This window comes from Candidatus Palauibacter scopulicola (assembly GCF_947581915.1).
Taxonomy (GTDB): Bacteria; Gemmatimonadota; Gemmatimonadetes; order Palauibacterales; family Palauibacteraceae; genus Palauibacter; species Palauibacter scopulicola.
In genome coordinates, this window is the sequence record NZ_CANPWG010000065.1 from 125,844 (window position 1) to 151,309 (window position 25,466).

The window sequence follows — 25,466 nt, forward strand, 5'->3', positions numbered from 1 at the left end:
AGATGCTGTACGACCCCAGGCTGGTACAACCGATGCGAGAGGAACTCACCCGCCTCGGCGTGCGTGAGCTGACAACCTCCGATGAAGTGGACGAGGCCCTCGGGGCCGGCGGGGAGACGCTCGTCGTCGTGAACTCCGTCTGCGGCTGCGCGGCGCGCAACGCGCGGCCCGCCGTGGCGATGGCCATGGGCCACGGAAAGCAGCCCGACCGCGTCGTCACGGTCTTCGCGGGGCAGGACGTGGAAGCGACGGCGCGTGCGCGGCAGTACTTCACCGGCGTGCGACCCTCCTCGCCGTCCCTCGCGCTGCTCTCGAACGGGGAGCTGCAGTTCATGCTCGAGCGGCACCAGATCGAGGGTCGCGAAGCGCGCGATATCGCGGCCGACCTCACGAAGGCGTACGACCAATACTGCGCGGCGAGCTAGCGACGCGAGCCTCCTGCGGCGGGCCGCCGACGCGCTTCGGCCCGCCGACACTCCTCGGACTGCCGGGGCCGTGAGTTCCGGGGAAATCCGCGGCCTGACCGGTTTTCGAGATTTCTTTCCCGAGGAACTCGCGCTTCGCCGACACATCTTCTCGGCCTGGCGGCGGGTCGGCGCCCGCTACGGATTCACGGAGTACGACGGACCGCCGCTCGAGGCGCTCGAACTCTACACGCGGAAGTCGGGCGAAGAGATCGTAGGCCAGCTGTACGAGTTCGAGGACAAGGGGGGGCGGGCGGTGGCGCTGCGGCCCGAGATGACGCCCACCTTCGCGCGCATGATCGCCACCCGCGCCGCCGGGCTTGCGAAGCCGGTACGCTGGTTCTCGATCCCGCAGCTCTTCCGCTACGAGCGGCCGCAGCGCGGCCGGCTCCGCGAGCACTTCCAGCTCAACATGGACATCGTCGGCGAGACGGATCCGCTCTCCGACGCGGAGATCATCAGCGCCGGGATCGACGCGCTGCGCGAACTCGGCCTGGGGGCCGCGGACATCGTGGTCCGCATCTCCGACCGGCGCCTCATCGGCGCGCTCCTCGACGCGCACGGAATCTCCGGCGAGGACCATGTCCCGGTGTTCGGCGCCCTCGACCGGCTTGAGAAGGAGGGGGAGGACGGGGTCCGCGGGCGGCTCGCGGAGCATGGCGTGGGGATGGAAGCGGCGACGCGCCTGCTGGCGGCCATCCGGCTCCCGCTCGAGGAACTGGCGGCGGCGCACGAGGGGGACGAAGCGATCGCCGAGGCGGCGGACCGGCTGTCGACCGTGTTCGCGCATCTCGGTGCGGCGGGCTTCGCCGACTTCGCCAGGTTCGACGCGGGGCTGGTCCGCGGACTCGCCTACTACACCGGGACCGTGTTCGAGATATGGGACCGCCGCGACGAACTGCGCGCGATCTGCGGGGGCGGCCGCTACGATGATCTGCTGAAGGCGCTGGGAGGCGTGGATCTTCCGGCGCTCGGCTTCGGCATGGGGGATGTGGTCCTCACGGAACTGCTCAGGGACCGGGACCTCGTGCCCGTCGCGACCCGTCGCGTGGACGACTACATCGTATGCGTTTCCGACGCGGAGCGTCCGCTGGCGCTCGGCATCGCCCGCGCGCTGCGCGACCGGGGACGGCGGGTGCTCTACGACCTCCGCCCGCGCGGAGTCGGACGCCAGTTCAAGGCCGCCCACCAGGTGGGCGCCGGTCGCGCCGTCGTGCTGGGGCCGCGGGAAGCGGAGCGGGGCGTCGCGGTACTCCGCGACATGGCCTCCGGCGAGGAACGGGAGGTCGCGATCGAGACCCTGACCGGGCCGCCCTCCGCCGAAGCGAAAGGGGAGTATGTGAGGTGAGTCGCGTTCTCATCCTCGATTTCGGGTCCCAGTTCACGCAGCTCATCGCGCGGCGCATTCGCGAGGAGGGGGTGTACTGCGAGGTGCATCCGCCGACGCGGAGCCCCGCGTGGGTCCGCCGCTACGATCCGGCGGCCATCGTCCTCTCCGGAGGGCCGGCGAGCGTGTACGACGAAGGCGTCCCCACGGCCCATCCCGAGACCCTTGCCATGGGCGTCCCGATCCTCGGGATCTGTTACGGCATGCAGCTCGTGGCGGATCTCGTCGGGGGCGAGGTGCAGCAGGCCGAGCGGCGGGAGTACGGACGGGCCGAACTCAGGGTCCGGTCGACCGACCCCCTCTTTCGCGGGTTTGCCGACGGCGAGCCCACCCAGGTCTGGATGAGCCACGGCGACTCCCTGCACGCGCTGCCGCCGGGCTTCGAGGTCTCGGCGACCACCGAGAACTCCATCGCCGCGATCCGGTCCGAGGAGCTGCGGATCTGGGGCGTGCAGTTCCACCCCGAAGTCGCCCATACGACCCGCGGCGGAGAGATGCTGCGGAACTTCCTGTTCGAGATCGCCGGCTGCGAGATGAGCTGGAACGCCGCGAACATCATCGATCACCAGCTCGCCGCGGTGCGCGAGACGGTGGGGGACGGACACGTGATCTGCGGACTCTCCGGGGGCGTGGACAGCTCCGTCGCCGCCGCGCTCGTACAGCGGGCGGTGGGAGACCGGCTCACCTGCATCTTCGTCGACACGGGCCTGCTGCGGAAAGGCGAGCGCGATGCCGTGGAGGCGGTGTTCGGCGAACGCATGGGGATGCGGCTCGAGGTCGTCGACGCCGCGGATCTCTTCATCGACCGCCTTGCCGGCGTCGAGGAGCCCGAGGAGAAGCGGGTCATCATCGGCCACGCGTTCATCGACGTGTTCGAGGAGGCGGCGGCCCGGCACGGTGACGCGCGTTTCCTGGTGCAGGGAACGCTCTACCCCGACGTGATCGAATCCGTCTCCGTGTGGGGACCATCGGTGAAGATCAAGTCGCACCACAACGTGGGTGGACTCCGCCCGGATCACCCCTTCGAACTCATCGAGCCCCTTCGTGAACTCTTCAAGGATGAGGTGCGCGCCGTGGGTCGCGAGCTCGGCCTGTCGGAGGAGATCGTGGGGCGCCACCCGTTTCCGGGGCCGGGTCTGGGGATCCGCATCCTGGGCGACGTCACGCGGGAGAAGCTCGCCACGCTGCGGGAAGTGGACGCGATCTACCTGGAGGGCATTCGCGACGCGGGGCTCTACGACGAGATATGGCAGGCGTTCGCCATCCTGCTGCCCGTGCAGTCGGTCGGCGTGATGGGCGATGCGCGCACGTACGAGAACGTCGTCGCGCTGCGCGCCGTGACCTCGCTGGATGGGATGACGGCCGACTGGTTCCAGTTCCCGCACGACGTGCTGGGCCGCATCTCGAACCGCATCATCAACGAGGTGAAGGGGGTGAACCGCGTGACGTACGACGTGTCCTCCAAGCCGCCCGCCACCATCGAGTGGGAGTAGCCGCCGTGCCTGGATCTCGCGGCGCGAGCGGCGGTGGGGCGGGGGGGCGCGCCGGGTGCCGCGAGGTCGCGGCCTGGGCGGACGACCTTCTGCGCGTCGCCGAGATCGAGGACTACCCATCCGCCCTCAACGGTCTGCAGGTGGATGGACGCCGCCCCGTGGCGCGCATCGGCGCCGCCACCGACGCCTGCCTGGCCACGATCGACCTCGCCGCCGAGGCCGGATGCGAGCTTCTGATGGTCCACCACGGGCTGTTCTGGGGCGGCTTGCGCCCCTTCGTCGGCCCCGCGTACGAGCGCTTCCGCCGGCTCTTCGAGAGCGGGATGGGGCTGTACTCGGCGCACCTTCCGCTCGACGCGCACCCGCGGATCGGCAACAACGTCCTCCTCGCCGCCGAACTCCGCGTCGCGGATGTCGAACCGTTCGGCTCCTTCAAGGGGAATGACGGGATCGGCGTCATCGGCGCGGTCGAGGCGTCCCGGAGCGAACTCGCGGCCCGGGCCGAAACCGTGTGCGGGCACACCCCCATCGTGATTGCCGGGGGCCCGGAACGCGTGTCGCGGCTCGCCATCGTCACGGGCGGCGCGGGCTCGTTGATCGAGTCCGCCGCCGTGGCGGGCGCCGACACCTTCCTCACGGGCGAGGGGAACCACCACACGTACCACGAGGCGATGGAACTCGGCATCAACGTGATCTACGCCGGCCACTACGGGACGGAGACGCTGGGTGTCCGGGCCCTGGCGAAGCGCGCGGCGGAGCACTTCGGGGCGGAGCACACCTTCTTCGACGTCCCCACCGGCCTCTAGCCCGGCGCCCGGGCACCGCCGCTAGAAGACCGAGACCTTGAGGTCCGTCAGGTAGCGATCCGGCCGTTCGCGGATATCCCGCAGGAGGAGGGCGAGTTCCTCGCCCGAGGCGCGCAGCGTCCCCAGCGTCTCCAGCAGTTCATCGTGGACCGCATCGTCGCGCAGGAGCTTTCCGAGCGTTCCCTCGCCGCCTTCCAACCCCCGCGCGATCTCGGCGAGGGACCGGCCGGCGGCCGAGAAGTCCGTGCTGGCGGCGGCGAGCCGCGTCGAGAGCGTGTCGAGGTTGGCCAGCGTGCGATCGACTTCCTCGGATCCGGTCATCCCCGCGAGCCGGTTCGACAGGGTGTCCATGTTGGCGAGCAGGCTGCCGATCGACGCCCGTTCCGTCTCGAGAATCCCGGCGAGTTCGCGCATCGCGAGCGTGAACGCCTCCGACCCGGCGGAGACATTCTCGGCCAGGCCGCCGCCGAGCAGCGTCTCCAGCTCGCCGATCAGGGAGCCCACCTCGTCCCCGAGGGTCGAGGCCAGCGATGTGAGGTCGGATGTGCGGTCGAGCGAGAGCGTATCGCCGTCCGCCAGCGCCCGGGCACTCGTCCCCGGCGTGAGTTCGACGAGTTGCTGGCCCAGGAACCCATCCGGCTGGATCGTGCCCCGCGTGTCCGCCGGCAGTTGGACGCGCGTGGAGAGCGTCATCGTGAGGACGACGCGCTCCGCTTCGAGCGCGACCTCGTCCACGGTGCCGACCTCCACCCCGCGCAGCAGGACGGGCGACGCGGTCGCGATCCGGTTCGCGTTCTCCGCGATCCCCCACACGCGGATGGTGGGGCCTCGGAACGGCGAACCCGATATCCAGAACAGCCCCGCGACGATGACGGCCGCCGTCAGGATGACGAAGGCGCCGACCCGGACCTCGGCGCCGTGGTCGCGCAGCCCCGGATCCCTCACGCGGGGCCCCGTGCGGGCGCCGCGTCGAGAAACTCGCGCACCGCCCGGTTGTCGGTCTCGCGCAGTTGCTGTGGCGTACCCTCCGCCGCGACGACCCCGTCCGCGAGCAGGGCGATCCGGTCGGCGAGGAAGAAGGCGGACTCCACGTCGTGGGTCACGACGATACTCGTCGCATCGACTTCCTCGCTCACGCGCGCGATCAGGCGGTTGATGCGGGTCGCGTTGACGGGATCGAGTCCCGTCGTGGGCTCGTCGTACAGGACGTAGCGGCGCTTGCCGATGATGGCGCGCGCGATGGCGACCCGCCTCTGCATGCCTCCGGAGAGTTCGGCCGGCAGGAGCGTCAGCACTTCCGGCTCGAGGTTCACGTGATCGAGCGCCGCCCGGACCAGTTCCTCGCATTTGGCCGCGCGGCCGCGGCAGAAACCGGGTGGGAGGCCCATCAGCAGGTTCCCGCGCACGGTCATGGAATCGAAGAGGGCGGAATTCTGGAACACGTAGGCGGTCCTGGTGCGAACGGCGGCCATCTCGGCCCGGTCGGCCGAAGGTACCGAGATCCCATCGACGAGGATGTCTCCGGCGTCCGGATCGAAGAGGCCGACGATGTGTTTGAGGAGGACGCTCTTACCCGTCCCTGACGGCCCCATGATGGCGAGGGTTTCGCCTTCCCGCACGTCGAGGTCGACGCCGCTCAGGACCGGACGTCCCCCCAGCCACTTGTGCACGCCGATGATCCTGATCACGTGAGCGTCTTGTACACCGGCCCGAGTACCGTGTCGAGGACCATGATCGAGACGATGATCGCGACGACCGCCCTCGTCGCCGTCCGGCCGACGCCCGCCGCTCCGCCGCTCGCCCGAAGCCCCACGTGGCTCGAGATGAAGGTGATGGCGAAGCCGTACGCGACCGCTTTCACGAGGGAGAAGATCAGCGCGCCATGGTGATAGTACCCCTTGGCCCCATCCACGTACTCGGCCGTGCTCAACCCGAGGATGCCGACCGATGTCACGTAGCCGCTGAAGATCCCCATCGCGTTGGCGAGCATGACGAGCGGGATCAGAATGATGGTCCCCGCCACGACGCGCGGGACCACGAGTTCCACCACGGGGTCCCGGCCCATCGTCAGAAGCGCGTCGATCTGGTTCGTCACCTTCATCGTGCCGAGTTCGGCCCCGATGGCCGCTCCGACGCGCCCCGCGAGGACGACCGCGGTCAGTACGGGTCCGAGTTCCGTCAGCATGCCGCCCACGACGCCGCCCGCGACGATCTCCCTCGGCAGTCCCTGGGAGAGCTGGTACATCGTCTGCTGGGCCATGACCGCGCCCGAGAGGGCGCCCATGAGCAGTACAAGCGGGAGGCTGTCGAGCCCGATGAACTTCGCGTGCTGCACCGTCGCCAGCGCGTACCGGCGCGGATAGGCGAGCGCGCGGAGCGTCGCGATGCCGAGTATGCCCGCCCTTCCCGCGTGGAGCGCCGCGGCACGGGCGGAACGGCCCGGAGCGGCGAGGAGATTCGGCGCCTTCAACGGCTTTCTTGCCTCTCCGCGTCCGGAACATCCAGTTGCGATTCCGGTCGCGGGACCCCGTCGAGCACCTCCACCTCCAGTCGAATCGCCTCCCACAGCCGCTGCATGCGCCCGGGGTCGTCTCCGAGCCGGGCGACGAAGTCCTCGAGTTGCTGTCCGGTCACGCCATGCTCATCGAGCGCCGCCGCCCGTACCGAGTCGCCCTCCGCGGTGTCCGCGTACCTCGCCCGCGCCCAACTGAGCCTGGCCATGACCTGAACGTACGTATCGTCGTCCAGCCCGCCGCCCGAGCCGCCGCAGGCGACGGTCGCGAGGCCCGCGACGACCAGGACCCCCTTCATGATGCCAGCGCGGGCGCGCGGGTGCTTCACTCGGAAGCCCGAAGCGAGGCCCGATAGAGCCACAATATGAACCCGACGACGACCGCGGCGCCGATCCAGCTCGCGGCTGTATCGAAGCCCTCGGGTGCGAGGCTCAGCACGTCCGTGCTCTGGTAGACCGCGAACGGGATCGCGAGGAAAATTCCGACGAGCGCCTCGCCGGTGATGAGTCCGGAAGAGAACAGGAGCCCGCGATGGTTCGCCTGCCGGACGGCGCCTTCGTCACCCCCGCCTCGCAGCACGGCCCGGCCCACCAGCCACGCTACGAGTCCGCCCACGAAGATCGGGACTTCGAGTTCGATGGGCAGGTAGATCCCGACCGCTACGGCGAGGACGGGCACCCGCAAGCTCGATCCGCGCGCCTTGAGCACCTGGTCCAGCGCGATCACGCCCGCGGCGATGAGCGCCCCGATCCCGATCATCGCCCACGGGAGATTACGCGAGAAGACGCCATCCGCGACGGAGGCCATGAGCGTCGCCTGCGGCGCCTGCAGCATCGCCTCGGGGTCCATTCCTTCGCGCGGCAGCACGCCGCCGAGCCCGTACGCCTCGAACAGGAGGCCCAGGATCGGCGCGATGACGAGCGCGGCCGCCGTGACGCCGACGAGCTGCATGATCTGCTGCTGCCGCGGCGTCGCGCCGACGATCCGCCCCGCCTTCAGGTCCTGCATGTTGTCCCCCGCGATCGCGGCGGCGCAGGCGACGACGGCCCCCACGAGGATGGCGGTTGCGGCCGCCGAGAGCGCCTGAGGCGCGGAGACGGTGAAGTCGACCTGCAGCCCCAGCAGGAGGTAGAGGATGAGCGAGATCGTGAGGATCGTCGCGATCGTCACGCCCGAGATCGGGTTGTTCGAGGAGCCCACGAGACCCGCCATGTAGCCCGCGACCGAGGCGAAGAGGAATCCCGCCAGGAGGGCGAAGACGGTCCCCAGCGCGAGCACCAGCCAGTAGAGTCCGGGCGTGATGGCCAGCGAGCCGCGGTCGACAACGAGCACGAACACCGCCAGGATCGGCACCGCGAGCGCCACCGTCCCGACCCCGACGAAGTTGATCGGCATGTCTCGCTCGGTGCGGACGATCTCCGGCCCGCCGTCGGCCGCGCGGGCCGCGCGCAGCGCCTCGATGGAGGATCGCACGCCATCCCTCACGTGGCCGAGGAGCGAAACGAGGGCCCACACCCCGCCCACGACCATGGCGCCGACGCCCATGAAGCGAATCTGCGCGCTCCAGATCGCGGCGGCCGCATCGTACCCGCTCGCATCCCCCGTGATGCCCGCCACGACCTGCGGGTCGGTGATCGCCATGTAGATGGGGATTCCGGCGAGCCAGGAGATCGCGCCGCCCGCGAGCACGAGGCTGCCGACGCGGGGTCCGACGATGTATCCGACGCCGAGCAGGGCGGGGGAGAGGTCGCTTCCGACCCCGAACACGGAACGACCCAACGTGAAGCCGTGCTCGATCGAGGAGCCCGCGATCTTGAGGCCGGTCTGCGACAGCTTCAGCAGGGCGGCCGCCAGACCCCCGACCGCGATGAGCTTCGCGCCGGAGCCGCCGCTGGTCCCGGCCTTCAGCACCTCCGCGGTCGCGACGCCCTCCGGGAAGCGCAGATCCGCCTCGACGATCAGGGCGCGCCTGAGCGGTATGGTGAAGAGGACGCCCAGAATCCCGCCGCAGAGCGCGATCCCCATCGTGGGCAGGAACGGGAATCCGGCCCAGTGGCGGAGGAGGATGAGGGCGGGCAGGGTGAAGATCACGCCGGCGGCCAGCGACTCGCCCGCGGATGCCGCCGTCTGGACGATGTTGTTCTCGAGGATATTGTGCTCGCGGAACATCCTGAGGATCGCCATGGAGATCACGGCGGCCGGGATCGACGCGGACACGGTGAGCCCCACCTTGAGGCCCAGATAGGCGTTTGCCCCGGAGAGGACGGCGGAGAGGAGGATGCCGAGGACGATCGCCTTGCCGGTGATTTCGGGCAGCGATTGCGACGCGGGAATGTAAGGCTTGTGCGCGCGCGATTCCGGTGCGCCGGCTGCTGGGTTCGACATGGGCATCCCTCCAGATTGTCCCGGAGCCGACACGGGAGACGGTCGAATCCTCATGGGGCGGGGTCGACCGTGGGGACGCTAGTTACGAGCCCGGCAGGGGTCAACACGGGAGCCCCTGCCGAAGTGGCACCAGATGGGCGTCCTTCACGGCGCGGGTCACCGCCTGATCGGCGGTCATCCCGCCGTTCCGGCGGATCGGGTGGTCGAACCTGGCGCCCGGAAGGGCACGGGGATTGCTCATGAAACGGGGAGGCCGACATCCGATGCCGGCGGCCGGACGCGAAGATCCACGGAAGGACTCGAAGGCAGCGAACATAAGATGATCCCGAACGACAGACTCACGCTCAAGGCCCGCGAGGCCCTGAACGACGCGACGCTTGCGGCGCGCCGGTCGGACAACCCCGCCGTCGAGGACGTGCACCTCCTCGCGGCGCTGCTCGCGCAGGAAGGCGGCGTCATCGTGCCGATCCTTCAGACGGTCGGCGTCGATCTTCCCGACCTGGAGACGCGGCTCGAGGGGGCCCTGCGCCGCCTGCCGAAGCAGAGTGGAGCGGCTCCCGCCTCCAGCCGCGAACTCGACCGCGTTCTCGACGCGGCGGATGCGCTCGCCGGGGAGATGGGGGACTCGTTTGTGACGACCGAGCACCTCCTCCTGGCCCTCGCCGGAGAGAAGGCCTCGACGACGGGCCCGCTGCTTCGGAACGCGGGCGCGGGTCCGGAACCGGCACGCCGGGCGGTTGAGGAGGTCCGGGGGCCGCATCGCGTGACGGATCAGGATCCGGAGGGGAAGTATCGCGCCCTCGAGCGGTACGGCGTCGACCTGACGGCCGAAGCGCGCGCCGGAAAGCTCGACCCCGTCATCGGCCGGGATGCGGAGATCCGCCGCGTCATGCAGGTCCTCTCGCGGCGGAGGAAGAACAACCCCGTCCTCATCGGCGAACCCGGCGTGGGCAAGACGGCGATCGCGGAGGGGCTCGCGCAGCGCATCGTCGCGGGAGACATCCCCGAATCACTGCGGAACAAGCAACTCGTACAGCTCGACATCGGCTCGATGCTGGCCGGCGCCAAGTACCGGGGCGAATTCGAAGAGCGCCTCAAGGCGACGCTGAAGGAGATCACGGAATCCGGCGGCCGTTACGTCGTCTTCCTCGACGAGCTCCACACCGTGGTCGGAGCGGGGGCCGCCGAAGGGGCGGTGGACGCCGGAAACATGCTCAAGCCCGCCCTGGCCCGGGGGCAGCTCCGCATGGTGGGCGCGACGACGCTCGACGAATACCGGATGCATATCGAGAAGGACCCGGCTCTGGAGCGGCGGTTCCAGCCGGTCCTCGTCGGCGAACCCGGCGTGGAAGAGACCGTGGCCATCCTGCGCGGACTCAAGGAGCGCTATGAGGTGCATCACGGCGTACGGATCACGGATCCGGCGCTCGTGAGCGCCGTGCGCCTGTCCGACCGCTACATCGGGGACCGGTTCCTGCCCGACAAGGCGATCGACCTCGTGGACGAGGCCGCGTCCCGGCTCCGCATCGAGATCGACTCCATGCCGGAGGAGATCGACGAACTGGATCGTCGCGTCACGCAACTCGAGATCGAGCGCGAGGCGCTGCGCGAAGAGGACGACGCGCGGAGCCGGGGACGGCTCTCGGAGCTGGAGGGCGAACTCGCCGCTGCGCGCGAGTCGCTCGCGGGACTGAACGCGCGCTGGATCCGCGAGAAGGACACCATCGAGACCGTCCAGCGCTTCAAGCGCGAGATCGAGGAACTCGGCGTGGAAGCGCAGCAGGCGCAACGGCGCGTCGACCACCAGCGTGCGGCCGAAATCCTGCACGGGGAGTTGCCGAAGCTGCGCACCGAACTCCTCGCCGCGGAAGCGAAGCTGAAGGAGATCCAGGACGAGGGTTCCTTCCTGAACGAGGAAGTCGGGCCGGGCGAGATCGCCGAGGTGGTGGCGAGCTGGACCGGCATTCCGGTGGCCCGGATGCTGGAAGACGAGAGGGATCGTCTCGCCACGCTCGAAGAGCACCTGCACCGGCGCGTGGTGAACCAGTCGCACGCCATCACGGCCGTGTCCGATGCCGTGCGCCGCAGTCGCGCGGGGCTCCAGGACCCGAACCGTCCGATCGGGAGTTTCATGTTCCTCGGCCCCACCGGCGTCGGGAAGACGGAGACGGCGAGGGCGCTGGCGGAGTTCCTCTTCGACGAGGAATCCGCCATGGTCCGGATCGACATGTCCGAGTACATGGAGCGGCATGCGGTGGCGCGTCTCATTGGAGCGCCGCCCGGGTACGTCGGCTACGAAGAGGGGGGACAGCTTACCGAGGCCGTGCGGCGGCGGCCCTACACCGTGGTGCTCTTCGACGAGATCGAGAAGGCGCACCCGGAGGTCTTCAACGTCCTCCTTCAGATCCTGGATGACGGGCGGCTGACCGATGGCCGTGGACGCACGGTGGACTTCCGCAACGCCGTGCTCATCATGACGAGCAACATCGGAAGCTCCATGATCCTCGCCCGTTCCGAGGCCCGCGAGTCGTGGGCCGGGACGGAGGCGGAGGTCGAAAACGCCCTGCGCGGCCGCTTCAAGCCGGAGTTCCTAAACCGGGTGGACGAGATCCTCGTCTTCCGGCCGCTGAGCCGGGAGCACCTCGAGTCGATCGTCGGGATGCAGGTGGACCGGGTGGCCCGAATGCTTGCGGAGCGGGACATCCGGATCGAGGTCGGCGGGGCCGCCAGACGGAGGATCGCGGAGGTGGGGTATGATCCCGCGTTCGGTGCACGCCCGCTCAAACGGGCGATCCAGCGGCTCATCGCGAACCCGCTTGCCATGGCCTTTCTGGAAGGGCGTTTCCGGGAGGGCGATGCGCTTCGTGTGGAGCTTGACGAGGACGGCGACGGGCTGCGCTTCGTACCGTCGGGGGCAAACGATTCGAGGGAGGGGGAGGAATGAGTGCAGCACGGTTTTCGCCGCGGGCTGCCGGCTTCCGGGAGGGTCGGCGCGTGCGCGTCGCGGTGGTCACGGCCGCGGCGGGTTTCGCGCTTGCCGGCTGTGCTTCGCGCGGGGGCGCCGGGGCGGAATACGGCACGGACCTGTATGGAGCGGAGTCTGCGGAGGCGGCGATCGGGCGGTTTATCGATGCCGCGCAACTGCGCGACTACGCGGCCATGGCCCGGCTGTTCGGAACGGATGAGGGCCCTGCGGAACGCCGCTGGGGGCGGGTCGAGACGGAGCAGAGGATGTTTGTGCTTGCGGGCCTGCTCGCGCCGGGCGGCTACGAGGTCCGGCCGAATCCCGTCGCCGGGGCCGACGGCGCCTCGCGCTGGTTGGTCGATCTGACGGGGACGCGAAACGGAGCTGTGAGCGTCCCGTTCTTCATCGTTTCGGATGGGAACCGCTGGTTCGTAGAGCGCATCGGGACGGAGGGGCTCCGGACTCCGTGACCCCGGCGGGGCGCTCGTGATAGCGCCGGAGCCGCCGGGGGTCGGCGCCTGCGAGGAAGGCCGCGCGGAGCGCCCAGTGCCTGACGACCGTGCGAAGGAAACCGGTTTCCCAGCGCCGACTCGAGGTTCGCGCCGCGAGGGGGAGAAGGCGGAAGCGAGCGACTCGCCGGACGGCCCGGACGAAGGTCACGTCCTCGAAGAGGGGAAGATCGCTGAAGCCGCCGCAGGCTTCGTAGGCATCGCGCGTCGCGAAGAGGGCCTGATCGCCCGTGGCGGTGTGGAGCCGGTGAGTGCGCCAGTTCACGCCCCATTCGAGCAGGCGATAGCGCCAGCCGCGCGCGCGCGGGTCGAGGGCGAAGCGGAAACAGCCCGCCTCCGCGCCCGCGCGAACGGCGGCGCGGATGGCCGTCCCGGCGCCGTCGGGAAGCCACGTGTCCGCGTGCAGGAAGACGAGAATCTCTCCGGTCGCGGCCCGGGCCCCGGCGGCGAGCTGGGCGCCGCGATTCGGGCGGGTCGACAGGACGCGGCCATGGTCCGCCGCGATCCCGGCCGTCCGATCCCGGCTGCCTCCGTCGACCACGATGACTTCCGCCCCGGGGCCGAGAGCGGATCTTGCGCGCCGGAGCGTCTCGTCGAGCCGCGCCTCCTCATCGAGCGCCGGCACGATGATGGAGAACTCCGGTCCGGGGCGCGCCGGTCGCCGTGGCGACCCTGCGGAGGATTCCGGCTCCCGTGTCACCCGCGCTCGGGACCCTCCCGCATCTCCAGGAGAACTCCGTTCAGCGAGCGCGGATGCAGAAACGCGATGCGGGCGCCGCCGGCGCCCCGGCGGATCCGGGGCGGTATGGCTTCCGCACCGGCCGCTTCGGCCGCCGCGAGGGCATCCTCGAGACCGTCGACGCGGACGCAGACGTGGTGAATGCCGGGACCACGCCGGTCGAGAAAGCGGGCGATGGGCGACTCCGGGGTCAGGGGAGCGAGCAGCTCGATCCGCCCGGAGCCCTCGCCGAAGAAGGTGGCGCGAATGCCCTCCGAGGGAACGGTTTCCTCGCCGGACGGCGACCGGCCGAGGATGGCCGACCATTGCCGCACGGCGTCCGGCAGCGAGTTGACCGCGATTCCCACGTGGTCGATTATGGGCGCGCCTGGAATACGTTTGCCTTGGTTCACTGCGGCCGGAGACCCTCTCGTGGTTGGACTTCGCCTGCGCCCGCGCGCGGGAACGTATTCCGGACCCGGCGCCGGAGCCAGTGAGGAGAAGCGTCCTTCCCGGCCGGGTGAGCCGGACGGCAAGGAATAACAGGAGATTCGAATGGCTGATGCTGCGAATGGAGGACCAATCGAGATCACGGATGCGAATTTCGCGGACGAGATCGAGGGCGCGGACGGTCTGGCGATGGTGGATTTCTGGGCGGCGTGGTGCGGCCCGTGCCGGCTCGTCGGGCCGATCGTCGACGAGCTCGCGCAGGAGTATTCGGGGCGCGTCACGATCGGGAAACTCGATGTGGACGCGAACCCGCAGACCGCGTTCCGCTTCAACGTGCGCTCGATCCCGAGCATCCTCTTCTTCAGGGATGGCGAGGTCGTGGACACCCTCGTGGGGGCGCACCCCAGGGACTCTCTCGAGAAGAAAATCCTCGAGCACGCCTGAGGGGCGGGCGCCGCCACGGGTCACGCCGATTCTGCGCCCCCCGGCACCGATGGCTCGGGGGGCGCGAACGCATCGGGCGGGTGAACGGGAGACGAGGACGTGTCGTGACGGGGACGCTGTACGTGGTCGGCACGCCGATCGGGAATCTGGACGACATGCCTCGGCGTGCGGTGCGGACTCTGCGTTCGGTCGACGTGTGCTACGCGGAAGACACGCGGCGCACGGGCACGCTGCTCGCGCGGTTGGAGGCGGACGTCCCGTTGCGGTCACTGCACCGGCACAACGAGCGCGCGCGGGTGGACGAGTTGCTCGCCGCCCTCGCCGCCGGGCGCTCCGCGGCGCTCGTGTCCGACGCGGGCACGCCGACCGTCTCCGATCCGGGTTGCCGGGCGGTGGCCGCCGCCCGCGAGGCGGGGCACGAAGTGCTTGCCGTCCCGGGTCCCTCCGCCGTGCTGGCCGCGCTGTCGGTGTCCGGCTTCCCGGCCGACCGGTTTCTCTTTCTCGGATTCGTTCCCCGGCGGGGCGGCGAACGCGCCGCGTGGATCGGCGACCTCCGCGCATGCGCGGACACCGCGGTCGCGTTCGAGGCGCCGGGGCGGCTGGCCGCGCTCCTCGACGAGTTGACGGAAGCGGGTCTGGGTGAGCGGGCGGCCGTGGTCTGCCGGGAACTGACGAAACTGCACGAGGAAAGCACGGCCGGATCCGTGCGCGCGTTGGCGTCCGCGTTCGCGTCGCGCGAGGTCAGGGGCGAAGTGACGATCGTCTTCGCGGGCGGTACGGCGGGCAACGAAGCGCCCGATCTGGCGGTCCTGATGGAGGAGGCGCGACATTGGTCGCGCGATGGCCTGCGGCGGCGCGAGATTGCCGACCGCCTGGCCGCGGAGTTCGGTCTGAGCCGGAACGAGGCCTATCGCGTGAGCTTGCAGGTTCAAGAGGCGCCCTCGGAATGAGTGAAGGATTCGGCTTCGAACGGCTGGCCGCCGCCTGCGCGGCGGCCCGGGCGCGCGCCGCGGGGACGGCGGCGGCTTCGGCCATTACGCTGGGTGGAGCGCTGATCCTCGTTCTTTCCCTGCTCCCGGTTTCCGCTCGGGAGGGCCGCGGCTCGCTCGTGCCGCTTGCGCTCGCCCTCGTCCTGTGGGCCGGCCTCGCCGGGCTGGCGTGGATCGCCCGCCGCGTTTGGCGGGCGCTGCATCCGCATGCCGTGGCGGGGGAGGCGGACGCCGCGGCGGGATTGGGAGCCGGCGACGTGCGCTCCGCGATCGAACTGGAGCGGGCGGAGCGTGCGGCGGCGGGATTGGCCGCGCTCCACCGCGCGCGTGTGTCGGAGGCGCTGGGGAAGGCCGCGCCGCGCGGGCTGCTGCCGGTCACCGGCCCGGGATGGAAGCGGCGGATTCGCCGTTCGGGGGTCGCCGTGGCGCTCATGCTGCTCGCGATCTCGGGGGCCGCGCTTCTGCGGCCGCAGCCCACGTTCTCCGCCGCCGCGGCGCTCGGGGCGCCGTGGCGCACCGCCTTTCCGGCGCCGCTTCCGCCCCTCGGCCTTACCGGCGCGGCCGGTGTGCCGCGGGGCGAGGCGGCGGTCGTGTCCATCTCGGCCACGGGGCGCGACGGAGTCGACCTGGTGTGGCGCGCCGCGGGCCGGGCGCCGGAGAGAACCCTGCTCGAGGTATCGGCGGCCGGCTCGGCGCAGGGCCGCACCGGGCCGATCATCTCTCCCACGGCGGTGTGGGTCGAAGACCGGGAGGGCTTCGCGAGCGACACCCTCCGCGTCCGTCCCCTCGAGCCGCTCCTCGTCCAGGATCTCCAGCTCACCGTCGAATTCCCGGCCTATCTGGGGCGCGGATCCGAACGCTACCGCGGCCGGATTCCGCCGCTTGTGGCGCCGGAGGGTGCGAGGTTGCGGTTGAGCGGAGAGACGAACCTCCCCCTCGATGGCGGGGCTCTCGCATGGAAGCCCGGCGAGGGTGAGCCCGGTGAGGCGGCAGCCCCGATCCCGCTCGAGATCGCGGGTTCGCAGTTCGCTGTCTCGTGGATTCCGGAGAGGACGGGCGCCTGGGAATGGGACCTGCGGGCTGAATCTTCGCTCGGCGCGCCCATCCTCCCCGACCCGATCCGCGTGCTCGTCGTTCCCGATCTTCAGCCGCGCATCCAACTCCTCTACCCGGCTCCGGACACGACTCTGGGCTACCAGCGCGTGATGCCGGTCATCGTGGACATCGAGGACGACATCGGTCTCCGCCGGGCCTTCGTTCGTAGTTGGCGCTCGGGTTTGGGGCGCGAGAACGCCGAGCGGCGGGAGGCGCTTTCGCCCGATCCGGCCGGGGCGGAGCGGGCGGTCTTCCGGCACTTGCTGGACCGCAGCGCGGAGTCCTTCCTCCCCGGGGACACGCTGTTCTACCGCTTCGAGGCCTTCGACGGACATCCGGCCAGGGGGCCCGCGCTTTCCGAGGTGTTTCTGCTTCGCGTCCCAACGTTCACGGACATCCGGGACCGGCGCGCCGAGCAGACCGAGGCCCTCTCCGAAGACGCGCAGGCCCTGGAAGAGAGGTTGGAGGCGCTGTCCGAGGCGGCGGCCGACGCGGCGCGGCAGACGGACGCGGAAGGGTACGACAGCGAGGACGTTCGGTTCGAGGCCACCGAAGAGGCGCGGAGCGTGCTGGAAGAGGGGCAGCGCGCCGAGGAGGAACTCGCGGGGATCGAGGAACAGATCGAAGCCCTGCAAGAGGAACTCGAGGCCTCGCCGCTCTCGGACCCGGCGCTGCAGGAACAGTTGGAGCGGCTCGCCGAACGCTACAGGGAGCTGACCGAAAGCGGACTCGAGGAGCAGATCGAGGCGCTGGCGGAAGCACTGCGGGAGCTGGACCCGGAAGCGGTCCGGGAAGCGCTCGAACAGCTCTCCGAGGACTACGAGAATCTGCGGGAGCAGGTGGACCAGACGCTCGGCATGCTCGAGCAGGCCGCGTTCGAACAGGCGATGAAGTCGGCGCAGGCCAACGCGGATGAACTGGCGCGGGAACAGCGGGAGATCGCCGGGGAGGAGGACGCCGAGGCGTTCCGGGAAGGTCAGGAGTCGCTCGTCGAACAGGCCGAGGCGCTGGCGGAGCGCCTGGCGGAGTTGGAGGCCGAACTCGCGGCGGCGGACCGCGAGACGGCCGCGGACTCGGCCCGGGCCGCCGGGGAGCGCACGCAGGAGGCTCTGGGGAAGATGGCGGACGCGCAGAGCGGAGCCGAGCCGTCGCCGTCCGGGGAAGCGGGGGAAGTCGGCGAAACGGAACGGCAGGCGGCGGAGGAAGCCGCGGAGGCGCTCGAACAGGCGGCGGGCGCCCTCGGCTCGGCGCAGCGGGAGATGAGCGGAGAGCAGGGGGAGGCCGCCGTCGAGTCGCTGGCTCGCGCGCGTGGCGAGGCGCTCGCGCTGGCGGAAGAGGAGGGTCGGCTCTCGGAGGCGACCCGAGGCGAGGACTCGGTGGATCCGGCATCCTGGCGTGCGCGGCAGGGGGCCGTGCGGCAGGGGCTCGAGAACCTGGTCGAGAGACTCTCGGAATCCGGAAACGAAGCGGCCATGCTCAACCAGCGTACGGGGGCGGCGGCGGGCGAGGCGGCGGAGCGCATGGATCAGTTGCTCGACCGGCTCGCGGGGGATGGGGCGCGGCGTCTCCCGTCCCGGGCGGAGGTCGAGGGCATCCAGGAATCGCTGAACTCGCTGGCCCGGCACCTGCTGGCGAGCGAGGAGGCGGCGCGGGCCGCCGGGGAGCAGTCCGCCGGACAGGACGCGGCGGATCAGATGAATCAACTCGCGCAGCAGCAGCAGGCGGTGACGCAGGAGACGAGCTCGCTCCTCATGCCCGGTCCGCGGCCGTCGGGAGAGGAGCGGCGGCGCGAGGAGATCGCGCGGCGGCAGGAAGAGGTCGCGGAAGAACTCGGGGAAATGGAGGACCCGGAGGGCGATCTCCTGGGACGTCCCGAGGAAATGGCGGAGGAGGCGGCCGAACTCGCACGACAGCTCGAGTTGGAGGGGCCCACGCAGGAAACCCTCGAACGGCAGCGGCAACTCTTCCGGCGCATGCTCGATGCGGGACGCTCGCTGGAGGACGAGGATCTCGATCCGAACGAACGGGAATCGCGCGAGGCCACCGCCCCGCCGGGGATCCCGCCGCCGATCGATCCGGAGCTGCTGCGGGGACGCCGCTACCCGGCGCCCTCGGAGGTGCTGCTCCGGGAACTGCCGCTCTTCTATCGATCGCTGATCTTCGAGTACTTCGACCGGCTGAACCGCGTGCCTCCGGTGGGCGCCGAGGCCCGGCGGGAGCCCTGACGTGGATCGTCCCAGGTTCCGGTTCCCCGCGGGAGGGGCCCGCGGAGCCACGCGCATCGTCGCGCTCCTTGCGGGAGTTTGCGGAGCCCAGTTGCCGGCGGGTGCCGAGGTGGCCGGTCAGGCGTCCGCGGCCTCCGAGCAGCGCACGGTGGCACGCGCGGAGCGCCTCCGCGCGAGCGGACGGGCCTCGGAAGCCGCATCCGCCCTGCGTGAGCACCTGGTGCGGGCGCCCGCGTCGCCGGGCGCACTTGCGCTGTTCGGCGAACTGGCGCTGGAATCGGGCGAGGCGGCCGCCTTCGTGCCCTATGCCGAAGCCGCCGTCGTCGCGGCCCCGGACGATGAGGTTGCCCGGCTGTGGTGGGTGCGGGGGCTCACCGGTGCGGGGCGGCTCGATTCGGCCCTCGCCGTGAGCGACCGCTGGCTGAAGGAAGCCCCCCGGCGCTCGGCGGCGCGGCTGGCCCGCGCCGATGCCCAGCTCGCGGCGGGTGACTCGGCGGGGGCGGTACGCACTCTCGGCGACGCGGCGGACCCCGACAGGGAACTCCTCGCCCGCTTCGCCGACCTCCTTCTCACCGTAGGTGACGGCGATCGCCTGGCCGCGGCCTGGGTCGGGCTTCTCGCCCTCGCACCGCCGGCGACGGATGAGGTGGAAACGGGCCTCCGGACCGCCGAGGCCCACGGATCCGGCGCCCTTGCGGCCTCCTTCGAGCGGCTGCGCGCGCGCCTGGCCGGCCGGCGGGACCAGGCATCCCGAGCGGGGGCCATCGTTGCGCTGCGGCTGGGGCGCCCGGAGGCCGCCCGGGCATTGGCGGAGGCCGCGCCGCCGAGGGACGATCCCGAAGCGGCCGCATTCCTGCGGGAGTACGTGCGCGAAGCGGAGGCGGCGGCCTTGCCGGGAGAGGTTGCCTGGTCCGCGCGGCGGCTCGCCGGACTGAGTGCGCGACCGGCGGATCGCCTGCGCTGGCTCGCGCTCGCCGGCGACCAGGCGCTGGCGGCGGGGGATACCGCGTCGGCGCGGCGGGCGCTCGAGGAACTGATTCGGGAGAGCACTCCGGGCGACGGACCTCACCAACTGGCATCGGGCCGCCTGTTCGGGCTTCTCGCGGCCAACCCCGCTTCGCTCGCCGAGGCGGCCTCGGCGCTCGACCGCTATGTGAGACAGTATCCGGACTCCGCGGCGGTCGAGGCCGGGCTGCGCGGGGACCTCGCGCTCGGCCACGCGCGCGCGGGCGATCTCGGCGCGGCGGAGGCGCTGGTGGCCGACGCGCGGAACCGGATTCGCATCGCCGCGTCGGGACGCCTCGACGCCGCGGCGGCCCGGCTGGCGCTGTACGCGGGGCAGCCCGATTCCGCACGGGAGCGGGCGAGCCGGAGCGTGCGCGAGGCGGAGATCGGGGCGGCCGAACGGACGCGCCGCCTCCGGCTGCTGACGCTGGTGCAGGCGGCGGACACGGCGGAGGTCCGCATCGCGGGCGCCGCCGCGCTCGAGCTCCTCGCCGCTCCGGAGGCGTTCGATCCCGGGCCCGCTCTCCGCGACCTGGCCGGCCGCCCGGCGTCGAGCGGCCGTTCCGTCGTGCTGGGCTTCCTCGCCGACGCGGCAGACGAGGCCGGACGGGCCCGCATCGCCGGCGCCCTGCGTCGCCGGATCGTGCTCGAGTACCCGGGGAGCCCCGAGGCCCCGGCCGCCCTGCTGGATCTCGCGCGTGCGTCCACTTCCGCCGACGCCGCTTCATGGCTGGAACAACTGATCGTGGGGTATCCGCGGAGCGCCCTGGCGCCTGTCGCGCGCCGCATGCTCGCCGAGCTCGATGGAGGAGGCCGATGAGGGCCGAGACAAGACGACGGGGCCTGCGGCGCTGCCTCCTGTTGGCGGGGCTCGCCTCGCTTGCGGGCGCACCGGGGCTCGGTGCCCAGCTTCTCGTCCCCATGGACCGGGAACAGGAGAACCACCTCAAAGCCTACGGGTATGCGTTCGGCATCCTCTCCGAGGGTCAGTCGGCGGAGTGGCTGCTGAACTACCGTGCGGGGTCCTTTCTCGTGCCGGACCTGCCGTCCAACCGTCGGCGGGCCGCGCTGATGGGGGTGACCGTAGAGACGCTCGACGGTTCCGACGTGGCGCGGATCCGCCGCGAGATCGAAACCCGGAACATGGAGGCCGTGCCCCTGGAGAAGGCGCCCACGATCGCGGTCTACACGCCGCCCAACAGCTCTCCGTGGGACGATGCCGTGACGATGGCGCTCGAATACGCCGAGATCCCCTACGAACGGATCTGGGACCGGGAGGTCCTCTCCGAGGAACTCGAGAACTTCGACTGGCTGCACCTCCACCACGAAGATTTCACGGGGCAGTATTCGAAGTTCTATCTGACCTACGCTTCCGCGGCCTGGCTGCAGGAGGAAGTCGCCCGCAACGAGGCGGTCGCCCGCGAACTCGGGTATCCGAACGTCCCCGCCCTGAAGAAGGCCGTCGCGGCCAGGCTCCGGAGTTACATCGAGGGCGGTGGTTTCCTGTTCGCGATGTGCACGGCGACGGAAACGCTGGAGCTGGCCCTCGCTGCGGCGGACACCGATATTGCCGCCTCGTTCGCGGATGGCTCGCCCCCCGACGCCGCGGCGAGCGACAAGCTCCACTGGTCGAACGCCCTCGCCTTCCGCGATGCGGTGCTCGTGACGGACCCCACCCTCAGTGCCTTCAGCGATATCGACGGGCACCAGGTGAACACTCCTTGGAGGGTCGACCTCGGCAGCTTCTCGCTGTTCGAGTTCAGCGCCAAGTTCGATCCCGTTCCCGCCATGCTCACCCAGAACCATCGGCGCGTGCTGCCGGATTTCTACGGTCTCACGACGACCTTCCGGAAGGAGCGCCTTCAGGCCGGGGTCACCGTGCTTGCGGAGGAGGATGCGCGCGGACGCGTGAAGTACCTCCACGGCAGCTTCGGCGAGGGCACCTTCACGTACCTCGGGGGACACGACCCGGAAGACCCGCGCCACCTGATCGGCGACGCGCCGACGGATCTGGACCTCCATCGGCACTCCGCCGGTTATCGGCTGATCCTCAACAACGTTCTCTTCCCGGCCGCGAAGAAGAAGAAGCTGATCACATGAGGGCTCCGCCCCGGGCGGCCGGCCGGTCCGCCGGCCACGACGCGAGACCCGTCAGGCGCGGGACTGCGGCCGGCAGGTAGATTCGGTGTCGCGTAGCGGATACGCGGGCTTCGCCGAGCGGAGACGCGAACGCGAGCGCTCCCAGCGCCGGACGCTGGCGATGGGGCTCCTCGCCTCGGTGTTCCTCCACATTCTCCTCCTGGTCGCGGCGGGCGGCGTCCGGGTCGAGTCGCTCCCCTTCACGCTCCCCCCCGTCGAGACCGTGCCCGCGCCCGACGCCCTCGTCGTGGTCGAGATTGCGCCCACCCTGCCGGAGGACCTCCCCGAGGATCCTCGGCCGGAGCCGTTGCCGCCGCCCGAGGAAGATCCGCCGGAGGTCGAACCCGAGCCGGAGGAAGAGGAGGAAGAGGAGGAGCCGGAAGAAGAAGCGGAGGAGGAGAGAGGTCCGATCCCGGGCGCGCCGGGCCTCATCGTGGCGGGCCAGCCGACGCCGCCCGAGGCGCCCCGGGGCCGGACCAACGCCTCGCGGCTCCAGCTCCGGTTCAGCGACGCGCGGCTGTGGTTCGACCCGCAGTCGCCCCGTCTCATCGGGGAGAGGCTGGTCCAGTTCGCCCGGGCGGACAGCGCGGTGAGGGCGATCCTGCGCGACTGGCTCGACAGCCTCCAGCTCGAAGAAGATGTGCGGCAACGTGCGCGCGACTGGACGTTCGAGCGCGACGGGAAGCGGTGGGGGTTTTCCGAGCAGGGGATCCACCTGGGCGACGTCACCATCCCCATCCCGATCGGGTTCGCTCCCACGGGGCCCCAGAGGCGGGCGTACGAACAGGCGATCCGCGACCTGACGGCCATCCAGATCCAGAACCTCCGGGACGACGTGGAGGCCGCCGCGGCGGAGGCGCGGGCCCGCATGCGCGAGCGCTCCGAGGAGGAGGTCCGCCGTCGGCGCGGCGACACCCTGCGCGTCCGCGGACCCCCGTGACCTGGACGCGCCGCGCGGTCGCCGTGCCCTGCGGTTCCGAACCCGCGGCGGCTCCGTTAGACTGAGCCGCAGCCCGGACGCCGGGGGGCCTCCCCGTCGCACCGACGTTTCTCCCGATACCGAAACCGTCAGTCAGGAGCCGCCCCTTGGGTGACGCTCAACCATCCACCGAGCTTTCCTCCCGTTACGATCCCGCGGGGCTCGAACAGCCGATGTACGAGCGCTGGGTCGACGCGGGCCTGTTTCACGTTCCGGCCGACGGCGTCGAGCGGCCCTGGGTGATCGTGATCCCCCCTCCCAATGTCACTGCCGCGCTGCACATGGGTCACGGGCTCAACAACACCCTGCAGGACGTCCTGATCCGTCGGCGGCGGATGCAGGGGTACGACGCCCTGTGGGTGCCGGGCACGGATCACGCCGGGATCGCGACGCAGAACGTCGTCGAGCGGCGGTTGCGCGGCGATGGGCTCACCCGCTTCGATCTCGGACGAGAGGATTTCGTCGAGCGCGTCTGGGAGTGGGTCGACGAGTACGGGGGACGGATCATCGACCAACTGCGCACCATCGGGTGTTCCTGCGACTGGGAGCGTACGCGCTTCACGCTCGACGAGGGGCTCTCCAACGCGGTGCGCGAGGTCTTCGTCCGGCTCTACGAGAAAGACCTCATTTACCGCGGTCGCTACATCATCAACTGGTGTCCCCGCTGCCGCACCGCGCTCTCGAACGAGGAGGCAGAGCATCGCGACCTGGATGGCAAGCTCTACCGACTGAGGTATCCTCTGGTGGACGGCGGCCACGTGGAGGTCGCGACGACGCGGCCGGAGACGATGCTCGGCGACACGGGGCTCGCGGTGTCTCCGGAGGACGCGCGATACGCGGACCTCGTCGGCCGGGAGGCCGAACTGCCTCTGGTCGAGCGGCGTCTCCCGATTGTGGCCGACGAACACGTGGACCCGGAATTCGGGTCGGGGGTGGTGAAGGTCACGCCCGCGCACGATCCGAACGACTTCGACATCGGGCAGCGGCACGGACTCGAAGCGCTCGACGTGATGACGGACCGGGGAGCGATGAACGACGCCGTCCCGGAGGCCTATCGCGGCCTCGACCGCTTCGAGGCGCGCCGCCGCGTCGTGGCGGACCTCGAGGCGGGTGGCTGGCTCGTCGGCGTGGAGGACCATGTCCACGCCGTCGGTCGGTGCTACCGCTGCGACACGGTCGTCGAGCCGCGCCTGAGCCTTCAGTGGTTCGTTCGCATGAAGCCGCTCGCGGAGCCGGGGCTGGCGGCCTACGAGAACGGGGAGCTTCGCTTCCACCCCGCGCGATTCGGTCGCGTGTACCGCAACTGGATGGAGAACATCCGCGACTGGTGCATCAGCCGGCAGCTGTGGTGGGGACACCGGATCCCCGTCTGGTATTGCGACGTCCCGGACTGCGACGAACTCGTCGTCTCCACCGAGGACCCGGACGACTGCCCCGCGTGCGGGGGCGAGCTGCGCCAGGACGAGGATGTGCTGGATACCTGGTTCAGTTCGTGGCTCTGGCCTTTCTCGACCCTGGGCTGGCCGGACCGCACCGAGGACCTCCGGTCGTTCTATCCCACGGCGACGCTCGTCACGGCGCCCGAGATCCTCTTCTTCTGGGTGGCCCGCATGATCATGGCGGGTTTCGAGTTCATGGGAGAGCTGCCGTTCACCGATGTCCTGCTGAACGGGACGGTCCGGGACCACCTCGGACGGCGCATGTCGAAGTCTCTCGGGAACGGCATCGACCCGCTGGAAGTTGTTGAACTGTATGGCGCTGACGCCATGCGCTTCACGCTTGTTCGAGGGTCTCCGCTCGGAACGGACATCCAGTTGGACTACGAGAACCTGGAAGCCGCGTTCCGTCCGGGGCGCAACTTCGCGAACAAGATCTGGAACGCGGCGCGGTTCGCGTTGCCGCACGCGCGTTGGGGCGACTCGGCGGACGGGCCGGCACCGACGGCGCTCGCGGACCGGTGGATCCGCAGCCGCCTCGCGGGGGTAGCGGACGAGATGGATGCCGCCTACGAGGGGTATCGTCTCCACGAGGCGGCGGAGGCCGGCCACTCATTCGTGTGGGGAGATTTCTGCGACTGGTACCTGGAGCTGGCGAAGCACCGGCTGACCGGGGACGGCGACTCGGCTCGGGAGGTCGGGCAGACCCTCACGCTCGTGATGCGCGGCTGGCTGTCGCTCCTCCATCCGATCGTGCCCTTCGTCACGGAGGCGATCGCGGCAAGGCTGCCCGACGCTGACGCCGCCGGGTCGCTCGTCACCGGGCCGTGGCCGGACTGCCCCGACGACTGGATCGATCCCGATGCGGAAGCGGGAATCGAGGCTCTCCGGGAGTTCGTGGGGGCCGTCCGAACGCTGCGCGGGGAGTACGGCGTGGCGCCGGGAACCCGTGTGCGGGTTCGGGTGACGGGTGCTTCGCCGGCCCTGCTGTCGGCTCTGGCCGAGGAGGAGGGCAGCGTTGCGCGCCTGGCGGCGCTGTCCGGGATCGAGCGGGTCGCGGAGGGCGCGGGTGCGGCGTCCGCGGATGGCGCCGGGGCGCACGCGGTGCTCCGCTCGGGCGGAGAACTCTTCATCCCGCTCGAAGGGGTCATCGACCTTGAAGCCGAACGCGGGCGCATCCGCACGGAGCTGGAACGCACGGCCGGCCTGCTCGCGGGGAGCCGCGGCAAGCTCGAGAACCCCGGGTTCCTCGGGAATGCGCCCGAAGAGGTCATCGCGCGGGAGCGTGAGAAAGTGACATCGCTGGGAGAACAGCGGACGCGCCTCGAGGAGAAACTCCGATCGCTGCGGGCGGGCGTCTGACGCGCGCCGGGCCCGGAACCGCCGGGCGGGGGCCGGGCGCACGCGAGCGGCTCGTCGCCCTCTTCGCCGACGGTCGGTTCGTCTCGGCGGCGACGGCTTTGC

Annotated in this window: 20 protein-coding genes; 13 read left to right on the forward strand and 7 right to left on the reverse strand. The window is 70.7% G+C overall.

The window, feature by feature from the left end:
- Positions 1-2 precede the first annotated feature (2 nt).
- From RN743_RS13150 to RN743_RS13165, 4 genes are all read left to right on the forward strand, one after another.
- On the forward strand, positions 3-425 hold the full coding sequence (locus RN743_RS13150; protein WP_310780457.1) for a BrxA/BrxB family bacilliredoxin: 423 nt from the start codon (positions 3-5) through the stop codon (positions 423-425).
- A gap of 70 nt (positions 426-495) precedes the next feature.
- Positions 496-1,812: a histidine--tRNA ligase gene (gene hisS, locus RN743_RS13155; RefSeq protein WP_310780459.1), complete on the forward strand. Its 1,317-nt coding sequence runs from the start codon at positions 496-498 to the stop codon at positions 1,810-1,812.
- Positions 1,809-3,344, forward strand: coding sequence for a glutamine-hydrolyzing GMP synthase (guaA, locus tag RN743_RS13160; protein ID WP_310780461.1), 1,536 nt, complete (start codon positions 1,809-1,811; stop codon positions 3,342-3,344). Before hisS ends, guaA begins: the two co-directional genes overlap by 4 nt.
- A gap of 5 nt (positions 3,345-3,349) precedes the next feature.
- Positions 3,350-4,150, forward strand: coding sequence for a Nif3-like dinuclear metal center hexameric protein (locus RN743_RS13165; RefSeq protein ID WP_310780463.1), 801 nt, complete (start codon positions 3,350-3,352; stop codon positions 4,148-4,150).
- Positions 4,151-4,171: 21 nt separating this feature from the next.
- On the opposite strand, the gene RN743_RS13170 is transcribed toward RN743_RS13165, so the two are convergent.
- Genes RN743_RS13170 through RN743_RS13190 form a run of 5 tightly spaced genes read right to left on the reverse strand, consistent with a single transcriptional unit; the run spans position 4,172 to position 9,048 of the window.
- Positions 4,172-5,095, reverse strand: coding sequence for an MlaD family protein (locus tag RN743_RS13170; protein WP_310780465.1), 924 nt, complete (start codon positions 5,093-5,095; stop codon positions 4,172-4,174).
- Positions 5,092-5,838: an ATP-binding cassette domain-containing protein gene (locus RN743_RS13175; RefSeq protein ID WP_310780467.1), complete on the reverse strand. Its 747-nt coding sequence runs from the start codon at positions 5,836-5,838 to the stop codon at positions 5,092-5,094. Before RN743_RS13175 ends, RN743_RS13170 begins: the two co-directional genes overlap by 4 nt.
- The gene (locus RN743_RS13180) at positions 5,835-6,620 is read right to left on the reverse strand and encodes an ABC transporter permease (RefSeq protein WP_310780469.1); all 786 of its coding nucleotides are present in this window, start codon (positions 6,618-6,620) and stop codon (positions 5,835-5,837) included. Before RN743_RS13180 ends, RN743_RS13175 begins: the two co-directional genes overlap by 4 nt.
- Complete coding sequence (locus RN743_RS13185) at positions 6,617-6,961, reverse strand: hypothetical protein (protein ID WP_310780471.1); 345 nt, start codon at positions 6,959-6,961, stop codon at positions 6,617-6,619. Before RN743_RS13185 ends, RN743_RS13180 begins: the two co-directional genes overlap by 4 nt.
- A gap of 26 nt (positions 6,962-6,987) precedes the next feature.
- Positions 6,988-9,048: an oligopeptide transporter, OPT family gene (locus RN743_RS13190; RefSeq protein WP_310780473.1), complete on the reverse strand. Its 2,061-nt coding sequence runs from the start codon at positions 9,046-9,048 to the stop codon at positions 6,988-6,990.
- A 319-nt stretch (positions 9,049-9,367) separates the two neighbouring features.
- Here RN743_RS13190 and clpB point away from each other — a divergent pair, with 319 nt between their 5' ends.
- Both clpB and RN743_RS13200 read left to right on the forward strand, forming a co-directional pair.
- On the forward strand, positions 9,368-11,992 hold the full coding sequence (gene clpB / locus RN743_RS13195) for an ATP-dependent chaperone ClpB (protein WP_310780475.1): 2,625 nt from the start codon (positions 9,368-9,370) through the stop codon (positions 11,990-11,992).
- Positions 11,989-12,483, forward strand: coding sequence for a hypothetical protein (locus RN743_RS13200; RefSeq protein ID WP_310780477.1), 495 nt, complete (start codon positions 11,989-11,991; stop codon positions 12,481-12,483). Before clpB ends, RN743_RS13200 begins: the two co-directional genes overlap by 4 nt.
- Here the strand turns inward: RN743_RS13200 and RN743_RS13205 are convergent.
- Together RN743_RS13205 and mce are read right to left on the reverse strand one after the other, a co-directional pair.
- Complete coding sequence (locus RN743_RS13205) at positions 12,416-13,222, reverse strand: TIGR04283 family arsenosugar biosynthesis glycosyltransferase (protein ID WP_343219031.1); 807 nt, start codon at positions 13,220-13,222, stop codon at positions 12,416-12,418. The genes RN743_RS13200 and RN743_RS13205 overlap by 68 nt on opposite strands.
- Complete coding sequence (gene mce, locus RN743_RS13210) at positions 13,219-13,608, reverse strand: methylmalonyl-CoA epimerase (protein ID WP_310780481.1); 390 nt, start codon at positions 13,606-13,608, stop codon at positions 13,219-13,221. The genes RN743_RS13205 and mce overlap by 4 nt, the downstream gene beginning before the upstream one ends.
- Before the next feature lie 187 nt (positions 13,609-13,795).
- Between mce and trxA the strand changes: the two genes are divergently transcribed.
- From trxA to RN743_RS13245, 7 genes are all read left to right on the forward strand, one after another.
- Complete coding sequence (gene trxA, locus RN743_RS13215; protein WP_310780483.1) at positions 13,796-14,134, forward strand: thioredoxin; 339 nt, start codon at positions 13,796-13,798, stop codon at positions 14,132-14,134.
- Between the two features lie 104 nt (positions 14,135-14,238).
- On the forward strand, positions 14,239-15,084 hold the full coding sequence (gene rsmI, locus RN743_RS13220) for a 16S rRNA (cytidine(1402)-2'-O)-methyltransferase (protein ID WP_310780485.1): 846 nt from the start codon (positions 14,239-14,241) through the stop codon (positions 15,082-15,084).
- A complete protein-coding gene (locus RN743_RS13225; protein ID WP_310780487.1) occupies positions 15,081-18,443 on the forward strand; it encodes a hypothetical protein in 3,363 nt (1,120 codons plus the stop codon). The genes rsmI and RN743_RS13225 overlap by 4 nt, the downstream gene beginning before the upstream one ends.
- 1 nt (position 18,444) lies before the next feature.
- Complete coding sequence (locus tag RN743_RS13230) at positions 18,445-20,268, forward strand: hypothetical protein (RefSeq protein ID WP_310780489.1); 1,824 nt, start codon at positions 18,445-18,447, stop codon at positions 20,266-20,268.
- On the forward strand, positions 20,265-21,548 hold the full coding sequence (locus RN743_RS13235) for a hypothetical protein (protein ID WP_310780490.1): 1,284 nt from the start codon (positions 20,265-20,267) through the stop codon (positions 21,546-21,548). The genes RN743_RS13230 and RN743_RS13235 overlap by 4 nt, the downstream gene beginning before the upstream one ends.
- Positions 21,549-21,633: 85 nt before the next feature.
- Positions 21,634-22,527 carry a hypothetical protein gene (locus RN743_RS13240; protein ID WP_310780491.1) on the forward strand — a complete coding sequence of 298 codons (894 nt, stop codon included), beginning with the start codon at positions 21,634-21,636 and terminating at the stop codon, positions 22,525-22,527.
- 146 nt (positions 22,528-22,673) lie between these two features.
- On the forward strand, positions 22,674-25,364 hold the full coding sequence (locus RN743_RS13245) for a valine--tRNA ligase (protein WP_310780492.1): 2,691 nt from the start codon (positions 22,674-22,676) through the stop codon (positions 25,362-25,364).
- Positions 25,365-25,466: the final 102 nt, after the last annotated feature.

Excerpts from the sequence above, each read along its gene's own strand:
- RN743_RS13150 (WP_310780457.1), top strand. The coding sequence starts at position 3 with ATGCTGTACGACCCCAGGCTGGTACAACCGATGCGAGAGGAACTCACC.
- RN743_RS13235 (WP_310780490.1), top strand. The coding sequence starts at position 20,265 with ATGAGGGCCGAGACAAGACGACGGGGCCTGCGGCGCTGCCTCCTGTTG.
- RN743_RS13190 (WP_310780473.1), bottom strand. The coding sequence starts at position 9,048 with ATGTCGAACCCAGCAGCCGGCGCACCGGAATCGCGCGCGCACAAGCCT.
- RN743_RS13185 (WP_310780471.1), bottom strand. The coding sequence starts at position 6,961 with ATGAAGGGGGTCCTGGTCGTCGCGGGCCTCGCGACCGTCGCCTGCGGC.
- clpB (WP_310780475.1), top strand. The coding sequence starts at position 9,368 with ATGATCCCGAACGACAGACTCACGCTCAAGGCCCGCGAGGCCCTGAAC.
- RN743_RS13200 (WP_310780477.1), top strand. The coding sequence starts at position 11,989 with ATGAGTGCAGCACGGTTTTCGCCGCGGGCTGCCGGCTTCCGGGAGGGT.
- trxA (WP_310780483.1), top strand. The coding sequence starts at position 13,796 with ATGGCTGATGCTGCGAATGGAGGACCAATCGAGATCACGGATGCGAAT.
- RN743_RS13225 (WP_310780487.1), top strand. The coding sequence starts at position 15,081 with ATGAGTGAAGGATTCGGCTTCGAACGGCTGGCCGCCGCCTGCGCGGCG.